The organism is Rhodanobacter sp. AS-Z3, from assembly GCF_029224025.1.
In the GTDB taxonomy this organism is placed as follows: Bacteria; Pseudomonadota; Gammaproteobacteria; order Xanthomonadales; family Rhodanobacteraceae; genus Rhodanobacter.
The window spans coordinates 3,637,402-3,655,777 of the sequence record NZ_CP119392.1 but is presented as its reverse complement, the minus strand read 5'-3'; the positions used below and the strand labels follow the sequence as shown (position 1 = coordinate 3,655,777).

The window sequence follows — 18,376 nt, the reverse complement described above, 5'->3', positions numbered from 1 at the left end:
GGACGGCTCCGCCGCCGCTCAATTCCAGCGTTAGGTGTTCCGGGGAACATTCATGCAGATCGTAATTCAGGTCATCTGTACCAAGGGCACCAGCCTTCGCGAGAAAATTGTGAAGGACAGCAAACTGCAGACGCACCTCCTCCAAGTTTCCGAAGAGAAGCGGAACGATAGGTCACGCGGTTGGGCAAAACTTCACAGTACAGAACCTGATCGTCGAGGAGCCATCAACGTGCAGTGGCTAGCTGACACAAACATACTTTTTGCCCGGGTGGTGAGCCGCAACGGCAACAAACCGAACCTTATAGTGGGCGACTTTGTGGACTACCTAATTGCGCGGCACAAGACCCGTATTCAAGCCATCAGCATCATCCCGCGCTAGCTACAAACTTAAGAGACTTCCTCCGCTTTAGTGGATACCCTGACCCAACACTTCAGGATTCTGGCCAGCCTCACAAGAAAATTCCACGGACGCCAAGTATGTTCATTCCAAAGTGGATACTCGTAATAGCCAGTCTTCTCATTGCCAGCTTTGTCGCGTGGTCACTTCTGCTTGCATCGGGACGCAATCCACTGCCATTTCCAGATCCTGGGTCACGTATCTTTGCTGCCCAATCTCGCCGGGCAAAGGACGCAGTCGTTGCCCTGTTGGCACGGCACGGCTTGAAAGAGCGTTTCCGTTTCAACACGAAAGGTGTGCAGCGATCCATCCTGTGGGACGGCACCATCATCAACTACTCTTCGCCGGACATCAGTCGGAAGCTTGGCTCAGCCACATCGAGTATCGGCCTGGTTTCGGATGATCCGACTTCAAGTGCCAATGACGCGGCTGAATTTTTACGTTCAAAGGGCTTTGTTGCTCGTGTGGTGCTGGACGCCGAGCCCACGCTTCCCATTGCCTTCGTCGTCACTGACGCGATGCCCGGGACTGTTCTGAATTTTCGCAGAAGCGTTATTCATCTGCCCAAGCCGCAGCCTGTTGATGATGCGGCGCAATGAAGCCCGGCCGCCCGTTTGCGGCAGGCGGCGGTGCCGTCGTAGAGGTCATCCACTGGGCGCTACGGGATAGTCAGGTGAAAATGTTCGTGTTGATGTTTTCATTTTTCTGCCTGGCCGCATTCAAGTTTTTTGGAGCCGTGTCGGAGAATGCGAACGCGGCTGCTGCGCTGGTTTATGCAGTCATGTTTGGCTCGCCGCAGTTGATCTGGTTATGGTTTTGCGGCAAGCCGTCGCTGAACGATGGGCAGATCAGAACGGCCGCCTATGTGGCCATGGCCTTTGTCGTGACCTCGTTGTGCTTCGGCTCCTTTCCCGGCCTGGGCAGCCCAGCGTGGGGTGGTGAGGGACACTTTGAAGTGCCGCTTGCCTTCCTTGCGGAATGGCTTGTCTCCATCGTCGGCATTGCCGTATTCCTGGCGCGTGGCAAAAGGCGCCATTCTGGCGACGCCTGACAAACCGTTCGGGACGGTGGGTGGCATCGTGGGTTTCGGCCAAGCAGCCGGCTGCGGTTGTCGCCTCATCGTTGTGCCGAAGAGGTTCCACGCTGTGCGGACACTTCGGGTTCACGGGTGCAAAATTCGGCGAGTGCAAGCAGGCACACTGGTAGTGCCTGCTGATTTTGGCGCCACTGTACTTGGCTGTGCCGCGGTTGCCTGAGCGGTTAGACTGGCGCTCCGCAATTCCACGCGGGTCAGGACGGATCTGTATTGGCGCCTGATTTCAACACGCTCCAAGGAGGGAGGTTCGATGAGCGATCCATACAACACCTACGTAGACCATGTGCAGCCTGCGCGCCCGCAGGTGGTGGCGGCGGCTCCGGGGCACGGCCGGCTGTGGATCACATCGCCAGACTGGACGTTTCCGATTCATGGAAACGCAGGTTCCGGTTGATCGAGAAGGCTGGTGGTGCCGAGCTTCGTCAGTCGGGTGATCTGAAGTCGGCTGAGCGGCGCGGCATCGGCTTCAATTTCCTGGCGTTTCTTTTTGGGCCGTTCTACTTCCTTGCGAAGGGCTTGTGGCGGCCAGCCGTCGCGTATTCGCTGTTGGCCGTTGCCGTGGGCATGACGCTGGACATGCTCAGCAAGGGCAAACTTTCGCACGGGCTCGGTTACGGCTTTGCGTTCGTTTATTCCATGCGCGCCAATGTTCTTTATTACCGCAAGGTGGTGCTGGCTGAGATGAGTTGGTTCTGACCGCGGCGCCGCCGGGCCGTTGCGGTCGGCGGCATGGCCGGCATCGGCGGGGCAGTTGATCAGGCCGGCTGGCGGCGCCAGTGCCGGCTGATTTGGCCGTTCAGAGCAGTCGCAGCAATTCCTTCATCAGCGGCAGTCGCCGCACGCGCACGGCGCTGGCGCGAAACACGGCGTTGGCGAGTGCCGGGGCGGCGGTGGGCATGGCGAGGAAGCTGGCACCGGCGGGGTCACGGTTGTCGTCGACGGTGATGACTTCCACGTCGTTGGGTAGTTGCGCCATCGTGGCCAGCGGGTAGTCCTTGAGGCTGCGTTGTTGCACCTGGCCACCCTTGATGGTGATGGCCGCGTTCAGTGCGATCGACAACGCGTCCAGAGTGGCGCCGGCGACCTGACCTTGCAGGCCGGTGGGGTTGATCACGCGGCCGACGTCGACGGCACAGACGACACGCTGGATGACCAGTTGCTCGCCCTGCATCGCGGCCTCGATGGCGTGCGCGACATAGGCGCCATCGATATGCCAGCAAGCGATGCCTAGGCCGTTGACGGTGCGCAGCCAGTTTTTCCAGTCGATGCGATCAGCGACCAGTTTGAGCACGTTGATCAGTCGCCCGGTGTCCAGCATGCGGCCGTTGTCCAGCGGCAATTGGCGCGCTTCGCCGAGAATTCGCAGGCGTGTGTTGAGCGGGTCTTCGCGCAGTTGGTGGGCAATTTCGTCGATGAAGCTTTCCACCGCGAACGCATTGCTGAGATGCGGCATGCCGCGCATGGGGCCGCGCGGTGTCGCCGACTGCAACGCATACCAGTCGCTGCGATAGTTCGGTACCAGCGCTGCGGGCAGTTGGTCGGCCTGCAATTCGGACGTCCATAAATGGTCGTCCGGCACGCCGCGGCCGGACAGCGCCGAGGCACTGGCCATGCGCTGGTTCCACGCCAGCAGTTGGCGCTTGTGGCCGATGATGGCGCCCAGCTGGTGCACGCTGCCGGCGCGGTAGTAGTCGTTGCGCAGGTCTTGTTCGCTCGACCACAACACGCGCACCGGTTTGTTGATGACTTTTGCCAGCATCACCGCTTCGGCGACGTAGTCGTGATCGAGTCGCCGACCATAGCCACCGCCGACGCGTGGCACGCGGATGGCGATTTTGTCGGCGCTCAATCCGGCAAGGCGCTGCACCACGGCCGAAGCTTTCTGGGGTGCCTGGGTAGGAACCACCAGGCTGGCGCGATCCTTGTCCAGTCGAATCAGGCAATTCATCGGTTCGGCGGTGGCATGTGCGAGCCATGGCTGGAAGTAGGTGGCGTCGATGCGTCGCGCCGCTTTTTTGCTGGCCGCATCGACGTCGCCGATGTTGCGCACCCGAGTGGTCGGTTCGCTGTTGCTGTTGAGCAAGCCGAGCGCCTGTTGTTCCAGTGCATTGCTGCTGGCATCGTGGCTGGCGCCGGGTTTCCATTCGAGCTTGAGTTTCGCCTGGCCCTGTAGTGCTGCCCAGGTGTTTTCGGCGAGCACGGCTACTGCCGGTGCAATCACGGTGCTGCCCAGTGGTTGCCCCCGCTCGGGCCTGAGTTGCACCACCTTGAGTACGCCCTCGACGGCCAGCGTATCGGTGGAGTCGAGATGCGCCACGCTGCCATCGGGCCACGGGCAGTGCGACAGCACGGCAACCACGGCATCGCCGTAATAGTGGTCGATGGCGTACTGCGCCTGACCGGTGACGATGGCGCGTGCGTCGACGTCGCCGACCCCATGGCCGATCAGTTTGTAGTCCGCCGGATTCTTCAGTGGCGGCAAGTTGCCTGGCAGGGCGATCTTGCTGGCATCAGCGGCCAGGCTGCCGTAGCTGAAGCGGCGTCCGTCGGGCGCGATGACCATGCCGTTGTCGCTGCGCAACCGGCTTGCGGCCAGGCCAAATCGGCGTGCGGCCGCCTGCAGCAGCAGCCAGCGTGCCACCGCACCGGCCTGGCGCAGGTCACGCCAGGCGGCCGGGATGGAGGTGCCGGTGCCGCCGACCTGGTGACCATAGGTCCAACTCGGCTTGCCGTTGTCGTTGTCCACGCCAAGGCCGAGCGCGACGACGCGCACGGTGTCCCAATCCACATCCAGTTCGTCGGCAATGATGCGTGGCAGGGAAGTGGCGACTCCGGTGCCGGTGTCGGGATCACGCGCGCCGATCAGCACGCTGCCGTCCTCGTCGATGCGCACGTAGGGGCCGAGGTCATGAATGTTGTCGCCGAGCAGCGCCGGCGGCAGCGGTGCATCGGCGGCTTCGGCAAAGCGGATGCCGACCAGCAGCGAGCCAGCGCTGCCGGCGAGCACCTGCAGAAAACGGCGGCGTGACAGTTGAATGCGGTTGCTCATCGCTGAACTGCCTTGCCGGCGGCGGCGCGCTTGATGGCGCGGCGCACGCGGGTCTGGCACCCGCAGCGGCATAGGTTGGGCAGCTGGTCGATGTCGCCGTCGTTGGGATGCGGCTTGCGGTGCAGCAGTTCGATACCTGCGATCAGCCAGCCTGGCGTGCAATAGCCACAGCCGATCGCGTCTTCATCGATGAAGGCTTGTTGCAATGGATGCAGGGTGCCGTCGTTGGCAGCCAGCCCTTCCACGGTGATCACCGTTTTGCCGGCGAGTTTCGCCAGCGGCTGGTTGGTTGCGGAGACGGCCTTGCCATTGACCAGTACCAGGTCGGCACCGTTGCCGCCGTGTTCGCCGGCATATTTTGTACCGGTAAGCCGCAGTACATCGCGCAGGTACCACAGCAACGGCATCTGTGGGTCGCCCGTGTGGCGATAGTGTTCACCGTTGATCTGCAGATCGATGCCGTCGCGGATTTTTTCCGGAACTATGGCCGTGGTGGCCTCGGCAGTCTGGTCGTTGGATTGCAGCATCGGGAGATCTCCACTCGGTATCTCCCTATTGTGGCATTGCCGTGGCGCCACGGCAGCGCTGTTGTCGCAGTTTGTTCATGCTTCGTAGGTCAGGCACGGTGACGGCGGATTGCCGCCACCGTGACGCCGGGAATCAGAATTCCTGCCAGGCGCTGTTGCTGCCACCCCCGCCGGTAGCGGCGGCTTTGGGCGCGGTGGTCCACTCGTCCCCAGCGGCAGGGGCCGGCGCCGAGGCACGCGGCGCCGGCGCTTTGGTGTTCATCGCCTCGCCATCGTCATCGGTGTCTTCGGGCAATTTGAAGAAGGCGACCTGTTCCAGCAGCAGCTGCGCCTGTTCCTGCATGGCACGGCTGGCGGCGGAGGCTTGTTCGACCAGGGCCGCGTTCTGCTGCGTGCTTTCGTCCATGTCGGTGACGGTGTGGCTGACCTCGTCGATGCCGGCGGCTTGTTCATGGCTGGCGGCAACGATGTCGGCAACCGTGTCGGTGACCTTTTTCACGCCTTCGATGATGTCGGTAAGCGTGCGCCCGGAACGACCGACCAGCTCGCTGCCGGCAGTGACCTTTTCGACGCTGTCCTTGATCAGGGTCTTGATTTCCTTGGCGGCACCGGCCGAACGTTGGGCCAGGTTACGCACTTCGGAAGCGACCACGGCAAAGCCGCGGCCCTGCTCGCCGGCACGCGCCGCTTCGACGGCGGCGTTCAGTGCCAGCAGGTTGGTCTGGAAGGCGATCTCGTCGATCAGGCCGACGATGTCACCGATGCGCCGACTGGACGCATTGATAGCCTGCATGGCCTCGTGGGTGTCGCTCATCACCTGGCCACCTTGCTCGGCCTGGGTGCGCGCATCGCGGGCAATCTTGTCGGCCTGGCTGGCGTTGCCGGCGTTGCGCTTGACGGATGCCGTCATCTCTTCCATCGAGGCAGCGGTTTCTTCCAGTGCGGCCGCCTGCGTCTGCGTGCGTCGCGACAGATCATCGTTGCCCTGGGCGATCTGGCCGGAGGCCTCGCTGACTTCCTGTGAGGCGAGGCGGATGGCGCCGACGATCTGTGCGAGCTGCCTGGCCATGGCTTGCAGCCTGCCGAGCACCGAACCGGCGTCGACTTTCTGGTTGACATCCATCTGCAGGTCGCCGGCAGCAATGCTTTCGACCACCGTGCGCAGGTATTCCGGTTCGCCGCCGAGATCACGTGCGATCGCACGGAGCACGAACCAGGCACCCAGGACCAGCACCAGCACGATGGCGGCGCCGGAAATGGCGTTGGAAATCATCATGTGGCGAACACCGAGGCGCGAGGACTCGAGTTGCGCTTGCACATTTTTTTCTGCGGACTTGATCTCGGCGTCCAGCTGAGTGGCAAGCACCTTTTGCGTCTGCTGCATCGAGGCGACGCGCGCGGCGGTGTCGTCCTTGGTTTCCAGCATGCTTCTGGCGGCCTCGGTGGCAGCGCTGGAGTAGGCGGCATACGCCTTGCCGACGGCTTCCGCGGAGGCTTTGTGGCCGTCCATGGTGGCCAGATGCCTGGCGGTGGCTGCGACTTGCGCGGCCAGGTCCTTCATGTCATCCAGCTTGGTCGCGTCGCCCTCGGCGACCGCGCTTTGTGTGGTTTGGGTGGTGCGCTTGACCAGCTCATCGAGCTTGTTCACGCCTTCCAGATAGGGGTAGTCCACCCCGCCCAGCGCCGCGACGGATTTGGCCGTGTGCGAGGCCAACGCTGCACTCACCAGCCAGCCAGCGGCGAACAACGCCAACGTCGCTGCCGGCAACAGCAGAATGCGCGTCTTGAATTTCATGGGGAATCACTCTCCGGCGGAAATGCCCGCGCATCGTCTGGCGATGCGCGGGCTGGGTGCTTACGGCAGCTTGAACACGACGTGGACCGAGGCGTCCACAGAAGCGCTGTCCACATACCCGACAGCGTTGGGATCGGCGGCCACGGCCTTGATCACCGCGGCGTCGTCGGACAGTTCCTTGGGCGGCAAGGCGCGACCGCTGAACACCAGTCGCGACCAGACCGACTTCACCTGGCTGGCCGACTTGCCGGTGGCTCCCTGATAGAACTTCTCGCGGCCGGGGTTGGAGTCGGCCAGGTCATACAGCTTGGCTGCGCTGCCGCCGGGCAGGTTGGTGGTCTTGCCCAGATAGAGTGCGGTGACGTCGTCTTTGCCCAGGGTCTTGACCGAGCTGCTGGCGCTGGTGACCACCACCATGCCGGCAAACGCAGGCAGGGCGGCGAAGGTCAAGGCGCTGGCGAGGATGCAGTTTCGAAGAATGCGATGCATGGGGCGATCCTCAGAATATGAAGTCGACAACGGCGGAATAGACGTTCACGGATTGACCGTGATAGCCGGCTCTTACGTCGCTGAACAATCCGCCACCCGCACTCGGCTGGACGTGGTCTGCCTGAAACTTCAGTGCCACGTTGCTATGCACGTCGATCTTCACACCCAGGGAAACGGTGTGCTGGCTCGAACTGGCTGCCAGGCCATGCACGCCGGCGGCAAGCGGTGCCAGCTGCGGGATCGACGGGATGCTGTATTTGCCCAGGTCGCTTTGCTTGCTCTGGCCGGCCCAGGTGACGTACGGCATCACCTTGCTCAGGCGATAGCCGAACGTGCCATACCAGCCTGCCGAGTCGCCCAGCAAACGGGCCGAGGAGTGCAGCTTGGCGTATTCACCGGTGGCCAGAATATTGCCGGCGTCATAGTTGAAACCAAGGCTGGAAAAGGTGGTGTGCGAGTTGTCGGCATTGAACAGGTTGCGGACATCGACCAGTCCTACCTGCTGCAGGCCGCCGAACAAGGCGTTGGTGTTATTGGTCCAGTAGCTGACCTTGCCGCTGCTGACGCCGCCGCGCAGGCGCAGGTTGCCGATCTCGTAAGTGACGTAGCCACCAACCAGCTGGTTGACTTTCAGACGGCCACCGTTGGCATCGGCGGCGGGGTTGGAAATGTGGCCTGCCAGCGCTTGCAGGGTCAGAAAGCCCTGACCCACGTCGTGACTCCAGGTGATGTCGGCGCCTTCATAGTTGTCGACCGGGGCAAGCTTGTAGACTTCCAGCGGGGCGCGAACCCACGGGTTCGCATAACCGACGTAGCGGTAGTCGGACACCAGGTAGGTCGGGAAGCCCAGCCGGCCGATACGGACGGCCACGCTGTTGCTTACTTTGTAGCGCAGGAAGGCCCATTCCAGCACCGGTGCGAAATCACCTTTCTGATCCTGCCGGGCCAGGCCCTGGACGGTGGCGCTCAGCGCCGGGGTGAAGGTGAAGTCGAGCTGGCCGCCCAGACGCGAATCCACCAGGGCCGAGCCACCCTTGCGGGCGCCATCGATCTGGCCGGGGTTGGTCAGCATGACATCGTTGGTATCGGTGGCAGCGTAGCCGACGGTACCGAAGCCGGAGAAGCGGTAACTGAAGCCATCGGCGTAGGCCGCAGAAGCGGTAGCAAGCGACAGCGCCAGGACTGCTGCGAGGTTTTTGACTGGGGACATGGGGGCATCTCGAAGAAGAGAGAGGGAGCAGCGAAAAGGTTTCGCTGTGTCCGTTTATCGACCCCAATGACTGAAACTTTAACAATACCCCCGCGTGTGCAGAATATTGCGCGCCTGCTCAACCCCGCACTTTGCCCCGTACCAGCCGGCGCCAGAGGAAATAAACCGGTATGCCGGCAGCCATGATCAGCATGCCGATGCCGGAATTACGCGGGTTGTCGAGCAGGGTAGCCACCACCACGGCGCCGACCGCGGCGATGAACAGCAGCGGCAGCCACGGGTAACCGGGTACACGGAAGCCGGTTGCCGCGCCGTCATGGCGGCGATACCAGAACAACGTGGCCACGCCGACTGCGCAGGCCAGCCAGTCGCCGAAGGTCGCGTAGTCCAGCAACTGGCCATAGCTGCCCGACAGCGCCAGCACGATCGCCCAGCCGGACAGCAGCAACAGCGCGATATTTGGGGTGCGCCAGCGCGGGTGCAGCCGGGCCACCGCGCTGAAGAACAGGCCGTCTTCACCCATCACCTGCAACACACGGGCGCCAGCGACCAGGGTGATGTTGCAGAAACCGAGCGTGGAAATGGCCACGCCCAACGCGATCAGCTTGGCGCCAACCGGCCCGGCTACCTGCTGCATCACGTCGGCAGCCGGGGCGCTGCTGGCCGCCAGCCCGGCGTGACCGAGCACGGCGAGGTAGGCCACGTTGACCAGCACGTAGGCGACGATGACCAAACCCATCCCCAGTGTCAGCGCGCGCGGCAAGGTGCGCTGCGGCTCGCGTACTTCACCGGCGAGGTTGTTGAGATAGGTGAAGCCCGAATAGGCGAACAACACCGGCAACGCGGCGCCAATGAAGCCGACGCCCTGTCGTGCCGGATCAACCGCCAGCACCTGCTCGTGGCCGGCGCCGGCAAAAAACAGTCCGCAAGCCACCAGCACCGCGACCGCCAGCAGTTTGAGCAGCGCAAACAGGTTCTGAATCTGCGCGCCGAGGCGGATGCCGAACAGGTTGATGCCGGTGACGAAGACCAGGCCGCCCACGGTCAGCGGCAGCGCCCACGCGGGCGACAGGCCGAACAAGGACGAGGCATAGCTGGCGAAAATCGTGGCCACCGCGGCTGACGATCCGGAGTAGATCACCAGCAGCATGGTCCAGCCGAACAGAAAGCCGGCCAGCGGCCCGAACGCTTCGCGCAGGTAAACATAGGTGCCGCCCGCACGCGGCCGGCGCGCACCCAGTTCGGCGTAGCACAGCGCGCCGATCAGCGTGAGCACGCCTGCAGCCACCCACATCAGCAACAACGACAAGCCCGATTCGGTGCGCTGGGCGACGATGCCGGGGTTGAGGAAGATGCCGCCGCCGATGATGCCGCCGACCACAATCAGCGCGGCATCCCAGGGGCGCAGGCTGCGCACGTAGCTGTCGGAAGGATTCACTGGAGGCATGGATACGGTCGGCAAGTGGCGGCGCGACAGCATGGCGGCGCGCGGTGCGTTCGGCAAGATCACAACGATCAGTGGCTGGTGGGAAGTTCCAGCTCGCCGCGAATGCCGATGACGCATGCGCCGCCGATGGTCACCGCGTTGGTGGCTGCGTTGCGCGCCACCTCGACGATGCCGTCGCGGCCCACTTCGCGGCCCTGGCTGGCGCGGTAGTTGAGGCCGTAGCCATCGCGATCGCCGCGAGCACCCAGCCAGGCCATGATGGCCGCGTTGGCACTGCCGGTGACCGGATCTTCCGGAATGCCGTCGGCGGGACAAAATGCGCGAACCGCCATCGCGGCGTCGCCCGAGTGCTCACGCCCGAAGACGCTGACGCCTACCGCGTCGTGGCGTGTGCACAGGTCAGCCAGCGCTGCCATGTCCGGTGTCAACGTGCGCACCGCTGCCGCTTCGCCAAGATTGCACACGATCCACTGCGGGCCGTTGTCGACCTGGATGAGTTGGTCGGGTGCGAGTTCCTGCTGCAGTGCCGCGGCCAGCGTGCGGCGCAAGGCGTCCTCGATCTCCAGCAATCGTGCGGGGGGTGCCTGCACGTGGATGATCCGCGTCGCCCCTTGGCCCATCACCTGCACCGGCAACAAGCCGGCGGCGCATTCCTGCATCAAGGCGGTTTTTCCCGCATCGATCAGGCCTGCCTCGATCGCCGCGTAAGCACTGCCAACGCTGGGGTGGCCGGCGAACGGCAGTTCCTGCCGCGGGGTGAAGATGCGCACGCGGTAGTCGGCCTGCGGCTCGGTCGGCGGCAGCAGAAAGGTGGTTTCGGACAGATTGGTCCAGCGCGCGATGCGCTGCATGGCCTGGCCATCCAGTGCTTCCGCGCCAAGCACCACGGCCAGGGGGTTGCCGTCGAACAGGCGGTTGGCGAAGACATCCAGTTGCAGGAAGCGGAACGAGTTGGGCATGAGCGGTTGTGAGCATGGTCAGGGCAGCCGACCTTGCCATTGGCGTGCAGGGGAGGCAAGTGGCTGAACCGCGGCATGAAGAGCGATTCTTCATCGAAGCGGTGATCGCGATGGATGGCCACTGCCGATCTGAGCCGCCGGCATCGGCGTTGATCGCTGATCTGGCGCACGCCGTGCCGACGGGTCCTGAACACCCGTCGGCACGGCGCTTCAAACGCCTTCAGGTGTCAGAGACCCGCATGCAGAAACGTATCCAGATTGGTCACGTTGAGCGTGCCGATGCCTGCGCCGGGTTCATAGCCGGGCTTGCCCGCGTAGAACCAGTTATCGCCGCTGCGGATATCGTTGAACGGCGACCAATGGCTGCCCCCGAAGATATTTTGCAGCAGATAAATCTGCGGGTTCCAGAAGCCGACACGGTGGCCGATGCTCTGCGTCAGCAACGCGCTGATGCCGTTGAGCTGTGGCGCCACGAAACTGGTGCCGCCTTCGGAAAGGAAGCTGGTCGGGTTGTCGGTGCTGGAGTAGACGAGGTAGCCGGTCTCGGGGTCCGCATTCAACGAAATGTCTGGAACGTTGCGGCCGTTGAAATGGCTCGGCAAGGTCAGCAGCGTGGTGGGGCCGGCCTGCGGATCGTTGAAAACCAGCGATTGCTTCGACTCACTGCGGCGAATGCCGCGGGTGAACCGCTGATAAAACGGCTCGCGCCAATAGACGCTGACGCCACCACCGCCGCCGACCGCGAACAGCGCACTCTTCGAAGCGAACGGAAGCAGATAGTCCCAGCCCCAGACGCTTTCCTGCGAAATGCTCAGTACCGGCGCGCCAGACGAATCACTGAACGTGACCGGTGTGGTGGTGCCGCCGGCGGCGGTCATGTAGGGGTCCGATGCCGGCGAGTCCACGGTCAAAGGTGCGGTGAAATCGCCGGGCGCGGTGCCGTTGCCAAGCCCGCGCACGGTGTCGTAGGCACCCGAATCACCGCTGGCCGCAAACACCGATTGTCCCTGCACGGCAGCTTCCAGCAGAATTTGATGGAAGGTGCGCAGGTCGCCGACGTCGCTGGTGTCGGTAGCGCTCGCGCCGTCGGTGTTCAATGCAGCGAAGTTGAATATTTCGGGTGATCCCCAGCTGGTGGAAATGCTGTCCGCCTGGTTGTCCGACACCGCCTGCAGAAAGGCATCGGTGAAGCCGGTACCGGCGTTGGGAGCGTCATAGACCAGCACGTTTGCGTCGGGTGCCAGACCACCGGACTGCTCGACATCGAGCGCGGTCTCGCCACTGCCACCGTCGAGCACGCCGCCACCGTCCACGTGTATTTGCGTGATGCGATTCGGCTTGGTGGTCAGGCCGATGGCGTCCCAGTAGGTCTGCGCGTCAGCTGGAATGAAATTGGACAGGGTGACGATGGCTACCGTCGAACCCTTGCCAGTCACGCCGCGTTGGTACAGCGGATTGATGTTGTACAAGTTGGCAACATCGCCGACGGTGTACTGGCCGGGCACGCCGGTCGCCGTTGGATTGCCGCTGGCGGTCTTGCTCAAGGTGGTGGGCGTCACTGCCAAATGCAGTCCGCTGATTTTCGGAGCGGTGATGCGGTGCGAGCGGTACTTGGTGCCGTTGTTCAGGCCATTGACATGCTCGACGATGTTGGCGAGATCGGCCGGTAGCACCAGCCCCGAGGCGGGACTATGGAATGACTGCCCTGACGTGCGTGACACATAGGTGTGAATCGGTGCCTGGAAGGCCTTGCTGAACTGGTCAAGTGTGCCCGTGGTCTGAATCGCCATGTGGTTTGCCAGCACCTGGCCGGTCAGTCCCTGCTTTTTCAGGAACGCCTGCACTCGCGCAATCTCGGCATCCGTGGCGCCGTATTGCTGCGCAAATTGCCTGGTGGTTAGGAATTGCTGGAAATGCGCCGTGCCGGGAGTGACGGTTTGCTGGATATAGTTTTCCAGCTGGGCTTGATTGTGCAGTTTCAATACCAGGGTGACGTGGGTCGGCGTTGTGCTTGCGGCGACACCCATATCGAGGGCGGCCTGGCCGTTGCCAGCAAGTGCGGTGGTGGCGAAGCCGGCGAGTGCCAGCGTCAGGGATGCTGCAATGGCTTTTCGATGCAGACGCGCAATCATGAATACTTCTCCGTGGCGGAAGATCGCTGGCACCGAATGCGGCGGTGGAATGCGCACCTAGCGGCGCACCCCGGCATTCCCATCCTTGCCAGACCGTAAAGCTGACATTTGAAACGATGTGGTCTCCGAACAGCGGCGTGACGCATTCCCCCCGGATGGACGCCGAGCCGACAGGTGACGTTACTGCGGAGGGTGGCGGTTTGGAAGCACGCAAGCTCATGTAATTTCTTGCGAAATCGCCGCGGTTCGCCAGCGGGAGGCGGGTGTGGCGCCGAGCAGCTTGTGGATCGGATACATGCCTGATGGAAAAGCGTTAGCGGATGCGAGTCCAGTCGAAGGCAAGCCACGGTTACAGCTGCGCTGTCGTGTTGCGGCACAATAGGCAACTAGCGCGTCGTGAACCGCCGTTCGCTGACGCAACCCTTCCGCTTATCAAGCCTGCCCATGACCGCCATCAAGCAAGAAGACCTGATCCAGTCCGTCGCCGACGCGCTGCAATACATCAGTTACTACCACCCGGTCGATTACATCAAGAGCCTCGCCGACGCCTATGACCGCGAAGAATCGCCGGCGGCAAAGGATGCGATGGCGCAGATCCTGATCAACTCGCGAATGGCGGCCGAAGGGCATCGCCCGCTGTGCCAGGACACCGGCATCGTCACCGTATTTTTGAAAGTCGGCATGAATGTGCGTTGGGACGACGCCACCATGTCGCTGGAAGACATGGCCAACGAAGGCGTGCGCCGTGCCTACATGGACCCGGACAACAAGCTGCGTGCCAGCGTGCTGGCCGATCCGGCGGGCAAGCGTATCAACACGAAGGACAACACGCCGTCGGTAGTCAACATGTCGATCGTGCCGGGCGACAAGGTCGACGTGATCGTGGCAGCCAAGGGCGGCGGCTCGGAAGCGAAGTCGAAATTCGTCATGCTCAATCCGTCCGACTCGATCGTCGACTGGGTGCTGAAGACCGTGCCGACGATGGGCGCCGGCTGGTGTCCGCCGGGCATGCTCGGTATCGGCATCGGCGGCACCGCCGAAAAGGCGATGCTGATGGCGAAGGAATCGCTGATGGAGTCGATCGACATTCAGGAGTTGATCGCCCGTGGCCCCACCAATCGTTGCGAGGAACTGCGCATCGAGCTGTACGACAAGGTCAATGCGCTGGGCATCGGCGCCCAGGGCCTCGGTGGTCTGACCACCGTGCTAGACGTCAAGGTCAAGGATTTCCCGACCCACGCGGCGAACCTGCCGGTAGCGATGATCCCGAACTGCGCCGCCACCCGCCACGCGCACTTCGTGCTGGACGGCTCCGGTCCGGTGATGCTCGATCCGCCGTCGCTGGAAGACTGGCCCAAGCTCACTTTCGACACCTCCAAGGGCCGCCGGGTAAATCTCGACACGGTGACCCGAGACGAAGTGGCGACGTGGAAGCCGGGCGAAACTCTGCTGCTCAACGGCAAGTTGCTCACCGGTCGCGACGCCGCGCACAAGCGCATGGTCGAGATGCTCAACAAGGGCGAGCCGTTGCCGGTCGACTTCAAGGGTCGCTTCATCTATTACGTCGGCCCGGTTGATCCGGTGCGCGACGAAGTGGTCGGCCCCGCCGGTCCCACTACCGCCACGCGCATGGACAAGTTCACCGAGCAGGTGCTCAGCGAAACCGGCCTGCTCGGCATGGTTGGCAAGGCCGAGCGTGGCCCGGCAGCGATCGAGGCCATCAAGAAGCACCAGTCGGTGTATCTGATGGCGGTGGGTGGCGCGGCGTATCTGGTGTCCAAGGCGATCAAGGCCTCGCGCGTGGTGGGCTTCGCCGATCTGGGCATGGAAGCGATCTACGAATTCACGGTTGAGGACATGCCGGTTACGGTCGCCGTGGATTCCGGCGGCACCTCGGTGCACCAGACCGGTCCGCGCGAGTGGCAAGCCCGAATCGGCAAGATCCCCCTCTTCGTTCAATGAGAATTCCCAGGTAATGCTGTAGGGCGGGCACCGCCCGCCGGCTCCTGGTTCGGTCGTGGAGGAGGCGGCGGGCGGTGCCCGCCCTGCGGATGGTGTCGCGTAATTTCAAGCGGCAGTCTAAACGTCCAAATGAATAGGCGCGGGAAATCATTTGCAATTCCAATGCCGCAGCGCAACACTGACGGAATGCCCATCTGCCCATAGCGAATTCTCGTGACCTTGCCAGCCTTCCTGCCGTTACCCCCGGACGCCCCCTGGATCGTGATGAAGTTCGGCGGCACCAGTGTCGCCACGCTGCCGCGGTGGCAGAACATTCGTGAGCTGGTTGCCAGCCGCCGTGCCGAAGGTGCGCGCGTGCTGGTGGTGGTCTCCGCGTTGACCGGCATCACCGATGCGCTGAAAAAGCTGTGCGGCGAAGAGTCTCCAGGCAACCGCCGGGTGGCTGCCGGCGAGATCGCGAAACGGCACCACGAACTACTCGCACAAATGCAGCTGGCATTGCCGACGACGCTGGGCGAGCGACTGAGTGATTTGACTCGACTGGCCGAGAGTGGCCCGGCGATGCTCGGCGAGCTGGCGTGGCAGGCGCAGGTGCAGGCGCATGGCGAGCTGATGTCCAGCGCGCTGGGCGCTGCCTTCCTTACGCATGCCGAGCTGCCGACGCAGTGGCTGGATGCGCGCGATTGCCTCGCGGCCATTGCCTTGCCGAATCAGAACGAGCGCACACGATTATTGTCGGCGATGGTGGAATCGCGTCCCGACCCGGCCTTGAATGCGCGCCTGGCCGCGCTGGGTGACGTATTCATCACCCAGGGTTTCATCGCGCGCGAAAGTCAGGGTCGCACGGTGCTGCTCGGGCGCGGCGGTTCGGATACTTCTGCGGCCTACTTCGGTGCGTTGCTGAAAGCGCAGCGGGTGGAAATCTGGACTGACGTGGCCGGCATGTTCACCGCCAATCCGCGTCAGGTACCCAGCGCTCGCCTGCTGCAGCGGCTGGACTACGAAGAGGCACAGGAAATCGCCTCCACCGGCGCCAAGGTATTGCACCCGCGTTGTCTGTCGCCGTTGCGCGAACCGCGCGTGCCGCTGTTGATCAAGGACACCAATCGGCCTGAGCTGGAAGGCACGGTGATCGGCCCGGAAGTGCGCGCGCATGCGCCCAGCGTGAAGGCGATCAGTGCGCGCAAGGGCATCACCCTGGTGTCGATGGAGTCGGTGGGCATGTGGCAGCAAGTGGGCTTTCTTGCCGACGTGTTCGCCCAGTTCAAGACGCACGGCCTGTCAGTGGATTTGATCGGTTCGGCCGAGACCAACGTCACCGTGTCGCTTGACCCCACCGAAAACCTGCTCGATTCCGACGCGATCGCCGCCTTGGCGACCGACCTGGCCAAGGTGTGCCGGGTCAAGGTGATTGCACCGTGTGCGGCGATTACCCTGGTCGGTCGTGGCATGCGTTCGCTGCTGCATACCTTGTCCGGCGTGCTGGCCGAGTTCGGTCAATTGCGCGTGCACATGATTTCGCAGTCATCGAACAATCTGAACCTCACCTTCGTGGTGGATGAGGAGGTGGTCGATGCGCTGCTGCCGCACCTGCATGAGCTGCTGATCGGTGCCGGCTCATTGCGCACCGACGACAGCGCGCTGTTCGGCCCCAGTTGGCAGGCACTGTATGGCACCGGCGAAACGCTGGACGTGGCCGCCGCCTGGTGGCACGAAGCCGAACGCGATCGTCTGCTGAAGCTGGCTGCCGAAGCCACGCCGCGCTATGTCTACCACCTGCCCACCGTGCGTCACCAGGCGCGTGAGCTGAAGTCGCTGGCGGCAGTCGATCGGCTCCACTACGCGGTGAAGGCGAACACCCATCCGGCGATTCTCGCTGCGCTGGCCGAAGAGGGTTTCGGTTTCGAATGCGTGTCGCCCGGCGAATTGAAGTTCGTCATGGCGCATGTGCCCGCCGCTGCGCCGCTGCTGTTCACGCCGAACTTCGCGCCGCGCGACGACTACGCGTGGGCGCTGACCACCCGCGCCACGGTATCGCTCGACTCGCTCTATCCGCTGGAACACTGGGGCGAGTTGTTCCGTGGTCGCGAGATCGTCTTGCGGGTGGATCTGGGACGCGGTCTGGGTCATCACGAGAAAGTGCGCACCGGCGGCAGTGGCAGCAAGTTCGGCTTGCCGGTGGATCAGCTCGATGTGTTCCTGCAGCTAGCCGACGCCCATGGCGTCATCGTGCGCGGGTTACATGCACATCTTGGCTCGGGCATCCTCGATGACAAGCACTGGGGCGATGTCTATTCGCAGCTCGCCAGTCTGGCCGAGCGCATCGGCAGCGTCAGCTTCATCGATATCGGTGGCGGCCTCGGCGTGCCTTCGCACCCGGGTGAGGCGCGACTGGATATTTCCGCGCTCGACCGCGTGCTGCGCGAGGTCAAGGCGGCGTATCCGCACTATCAGTTGTGGATGGAGCCGGGCCGCTTTCTGGTCGCCGATGCCGGCGTGCTGCTGGCCAAGGTCACCCAGCAGAAAGGCAAGGGCGCGCTGCGCTACCTCGGCCTCGACACCGGCATGAACAGCCTGATCCGCCCCGCGCTGTACGACGCCTGGCACGAAATCGTCAACCTGACCCGGCTGCACGAGCCGGCCACCGCGCTGTACCAGATCGTCGGCCCGATCTGCGAAAGTGGCGATGTGCTCGGCAGCGATCGCCGTCTGCCCGAGGCCACCGAGGGCGACGTGGTGCTGATCGCCCAGGCCGGCGCTTATGGCAAGGTGATGTCCAGCCCGTACAACATGCGTGATGAGGCTAGCGAGGTAATCATCGATACCTGAATTCCCTCTCCCCTGCGCGGAGAGGGTAGGGGTGAGGGGCCACGTTGGGACAGTGCAGCACCGAAGGAGCATTTCAAGGATGAAACGCCAGAACGTCGATCGGGCGCGGGAACTGCGCCGAGCCATGACCGACGCCGAGCAGAAGCTCTGGTACCACCTGCGTAACCGGCAATTGTGCGGTCACAAATTCCGTCGTCAGCATGAAATCGACCAATACATCGTTGATTTCGCTTGCACGGATGCCATGTTGATCATCGAGCTGGATGGTGGGCAACATGCAGAACAGCAAGAATACGACGAGCGTCGCACACGACATCTGGAAGCAAAGGGTTATCGGGTGCTGCGTTTCTGGAACAATGATGCATTGACGAAGATCGAGAGCGTGCTTGGGGTGATTCTGGAGACTGTCGCCAGCCCAGCCCCTCACCCCAACCCTCTCCCCGTGGGGGAGAGGGTGCGCAATGCGGAGAGTGAAGAGTGACAA

The 18,376-nt window shown here is 63.2% G+C and carries 15 protein-coding genes; 7 read left to right on the top strand and 8 right to left on the bottom strand.

Annotated elements, in window-relative coordinates:
• Positions 1–52 precede the first annotated feature (52 nt).
• From PY254_RS16320 to PY254_RS16305, 4 genes are all read left to right on the top strand, one after another.
• Entirely contained in the window at positions 53–379 is a 327-nt protein-coding gene (locus tag PY254_RS16320; protein ID WP_281013107.1) for a hypothetical protein, read from the top strand.
• 98 nt (positions 380–477) lie between these two features.
• Positions 478–996, top strand: a complete 519-nt coding sequence (locus PY254_RS16315) for a hypothetical protein (protein ID WP_281013106.1) — start codon at positions 478–480, stop codon at positions 994–996.
• Positions 993–1,448 (top strand): hypothetical protein, encoded by a 456-nt coding sequence (locus PY254_RS16310; RefSeq protein ID WP_281013105.1) that lies wholly within the window; start codon positions 993–995, stop codon positions 1,446–1,448. Before PY254_RS16315 ends, PY254_RS16310 begins: the two co-directional genes overlap by 4 nt.
• 255 nt (positions 1,449–1,703) lie before the next feature.
• Positions 1,704–2,189 (top strand): DUF2628 domain-containing protein, encoded by a 486-nt coding sequence (locus PY254_RS16305; RefSeq protein WP_281013104.1) that lies wholly within the window; start codon positions 1,704–1,706, stop codon positions 2,187–2,189.
• Between the two features lie 100 nt (positions 2,190–2,289).
• On the opposite strand, the gene PY254_RS16300 is transcribed toward PY254_RS16305, so the two are convergent.
• The 8 genes from PY254_RS16300 to PY254_RS16265 form a co-directional block, all read right to left on the bottom strand.
• Entirely contained in the window at positions 2,290–4,542 is a 2,253-nt protein-coding gene (locus PY254_RS16300) for a xanthine dehydrogenase family protein molybdopterin-binding subunit (protein ID WP_281013103.1), read from the bottom strand.
• On the bottom strand, positions 4,539–5,069 hold the full coding sequence (locus PY254_RS16295) for a (2Fe-2S)-binding protein (RefSeq protein WP_281013102.1): 531 nt from the start codon (positions 5,067–5,069) through the stop codon (positions 4,539–4,541). The genes PY254_RS16300 and PY254_RS16295 overlap by 4 nt, the downstream gene beginning before the upstream one ends.
• A 133-nt stretch (positions 5,070–5,202) precedes the next feature.
• A complete protein-coding gene (locus tag PY254_RS16290) occupies positions 5,203–6,864 on the bottom strand; it encodes a methyl-accepting chemotaxis protein (protein ID WP_281013101.1) in 1,662 nt (553 codons plus the stop codon).
• A gap of 60 nt (positions 6,865–6,924) precedes the next feature.
• On the bottom strand, positions 6,925–7,353 hold the full coding sequence (locus PY254_RS16285) for a phosphate ABC transporter substrate-binding protein (RefSeq protein ID WP_281013100.1): 429 nt from the start codon (positions 7,351–7,353) through the stop codon (positions 6,925–6,927).
• A gap of 10 nt (positions 7,354–7,363) precedes the next feature.
• Positions 7,364–8,563, bottom strand: a complete 1,200-nt coding sequence (locus tag PY254_RS16280) for a hypothetical protein (protein ID WP_281013099.1) — start codon at positions 8,561–8,563, stop codon at positions 7,364–7,366.
• A 118-nt stretch (positions 8,564–8,681) separates the two neighbouring features.
• Positions 8,682–10,010 (bottom strand): APC family permease, encoded by a 1,329-nt coding sequence (locus tag PY254_RS16275; RefSeq protein ID WP_281013098.1) that lies wholly within the window; start codon positions 10,008–10,010, stop codon positions 8,682–8,684.
• A 68-nt stretch (positions 10,011–10,078) separates the two neighbouring features.
• The gene (locus tag PY254_RS16270) at positions 10,079–10,969 is read right to left on the bottom strand and encodes a PhzF family protein (protein WP_281013097.1); all 891 of its coding nucleotides are present in this window, start codon (positions 10,967–10,969) and stop codon (positions 10,079–10,081) included.
• 227 nt (positions 10,970–11,196) lie between these two features.
• Complete coding sequence (locus tag PY254_RS16265) at positions 11,197–13,101, bottom strand: S53 family peptidase (RefSeq protein ID WP_281013096.1); 1,905 nt, start codon at positions 13,099–13,101, stop codon at positions 11,197–11,199.
• Between the two features lie 444 nt (positions 13,102–13,545).
• Here PY254_RS16265 and PY254_RS16260 point away from each other — a divergent pair, with 444 nt between their 5' ends.
• The 3 genes from PY254_RS16260 to PY254_RS16250 all read left to right on the top strand — a co-directional run bounded on the left by PY254_RS16260 (position 13,546) and on the right by PY254_RS16250 (position 18,373).
• Positions 13,546–15,063 (top strand): fumarate hydratase, encoded by a 1,518-nt coding sequence (locus PY254_RS16260; protein WP_281013095.1) that lies wholly within the window; start codon positions 13,546–13,548, stop codon positions 15,061–15,063.
• Positions 15,064–15,327: 264 nt separating this feature from the next.
• A complete protein-coding gene (locus tag PY254_RS16255; RefSeq protein WP_281015251.1) occupies positions 15,328–17,892 on the top strand; it encodes a bifunctional aspartate kinase/diaminopimelate decarboxylase in 2,565 nt (854 codons plus the stop codon).
• A gap of 79 nt (positions 17,893–17,971) precedes the next feature.
• Complete coding sequence (locus PY254_RS16250; protein ID WP_281013094.1) at positions 17,972–18,373, top strand: endonuclease domain-containing protein; 402 nt, start codon at positions 17,972–17,974, stop codon at positions 18,371–18,373.
• Positions 18,374–18,376: the final 3 nt, after the last annotated feature.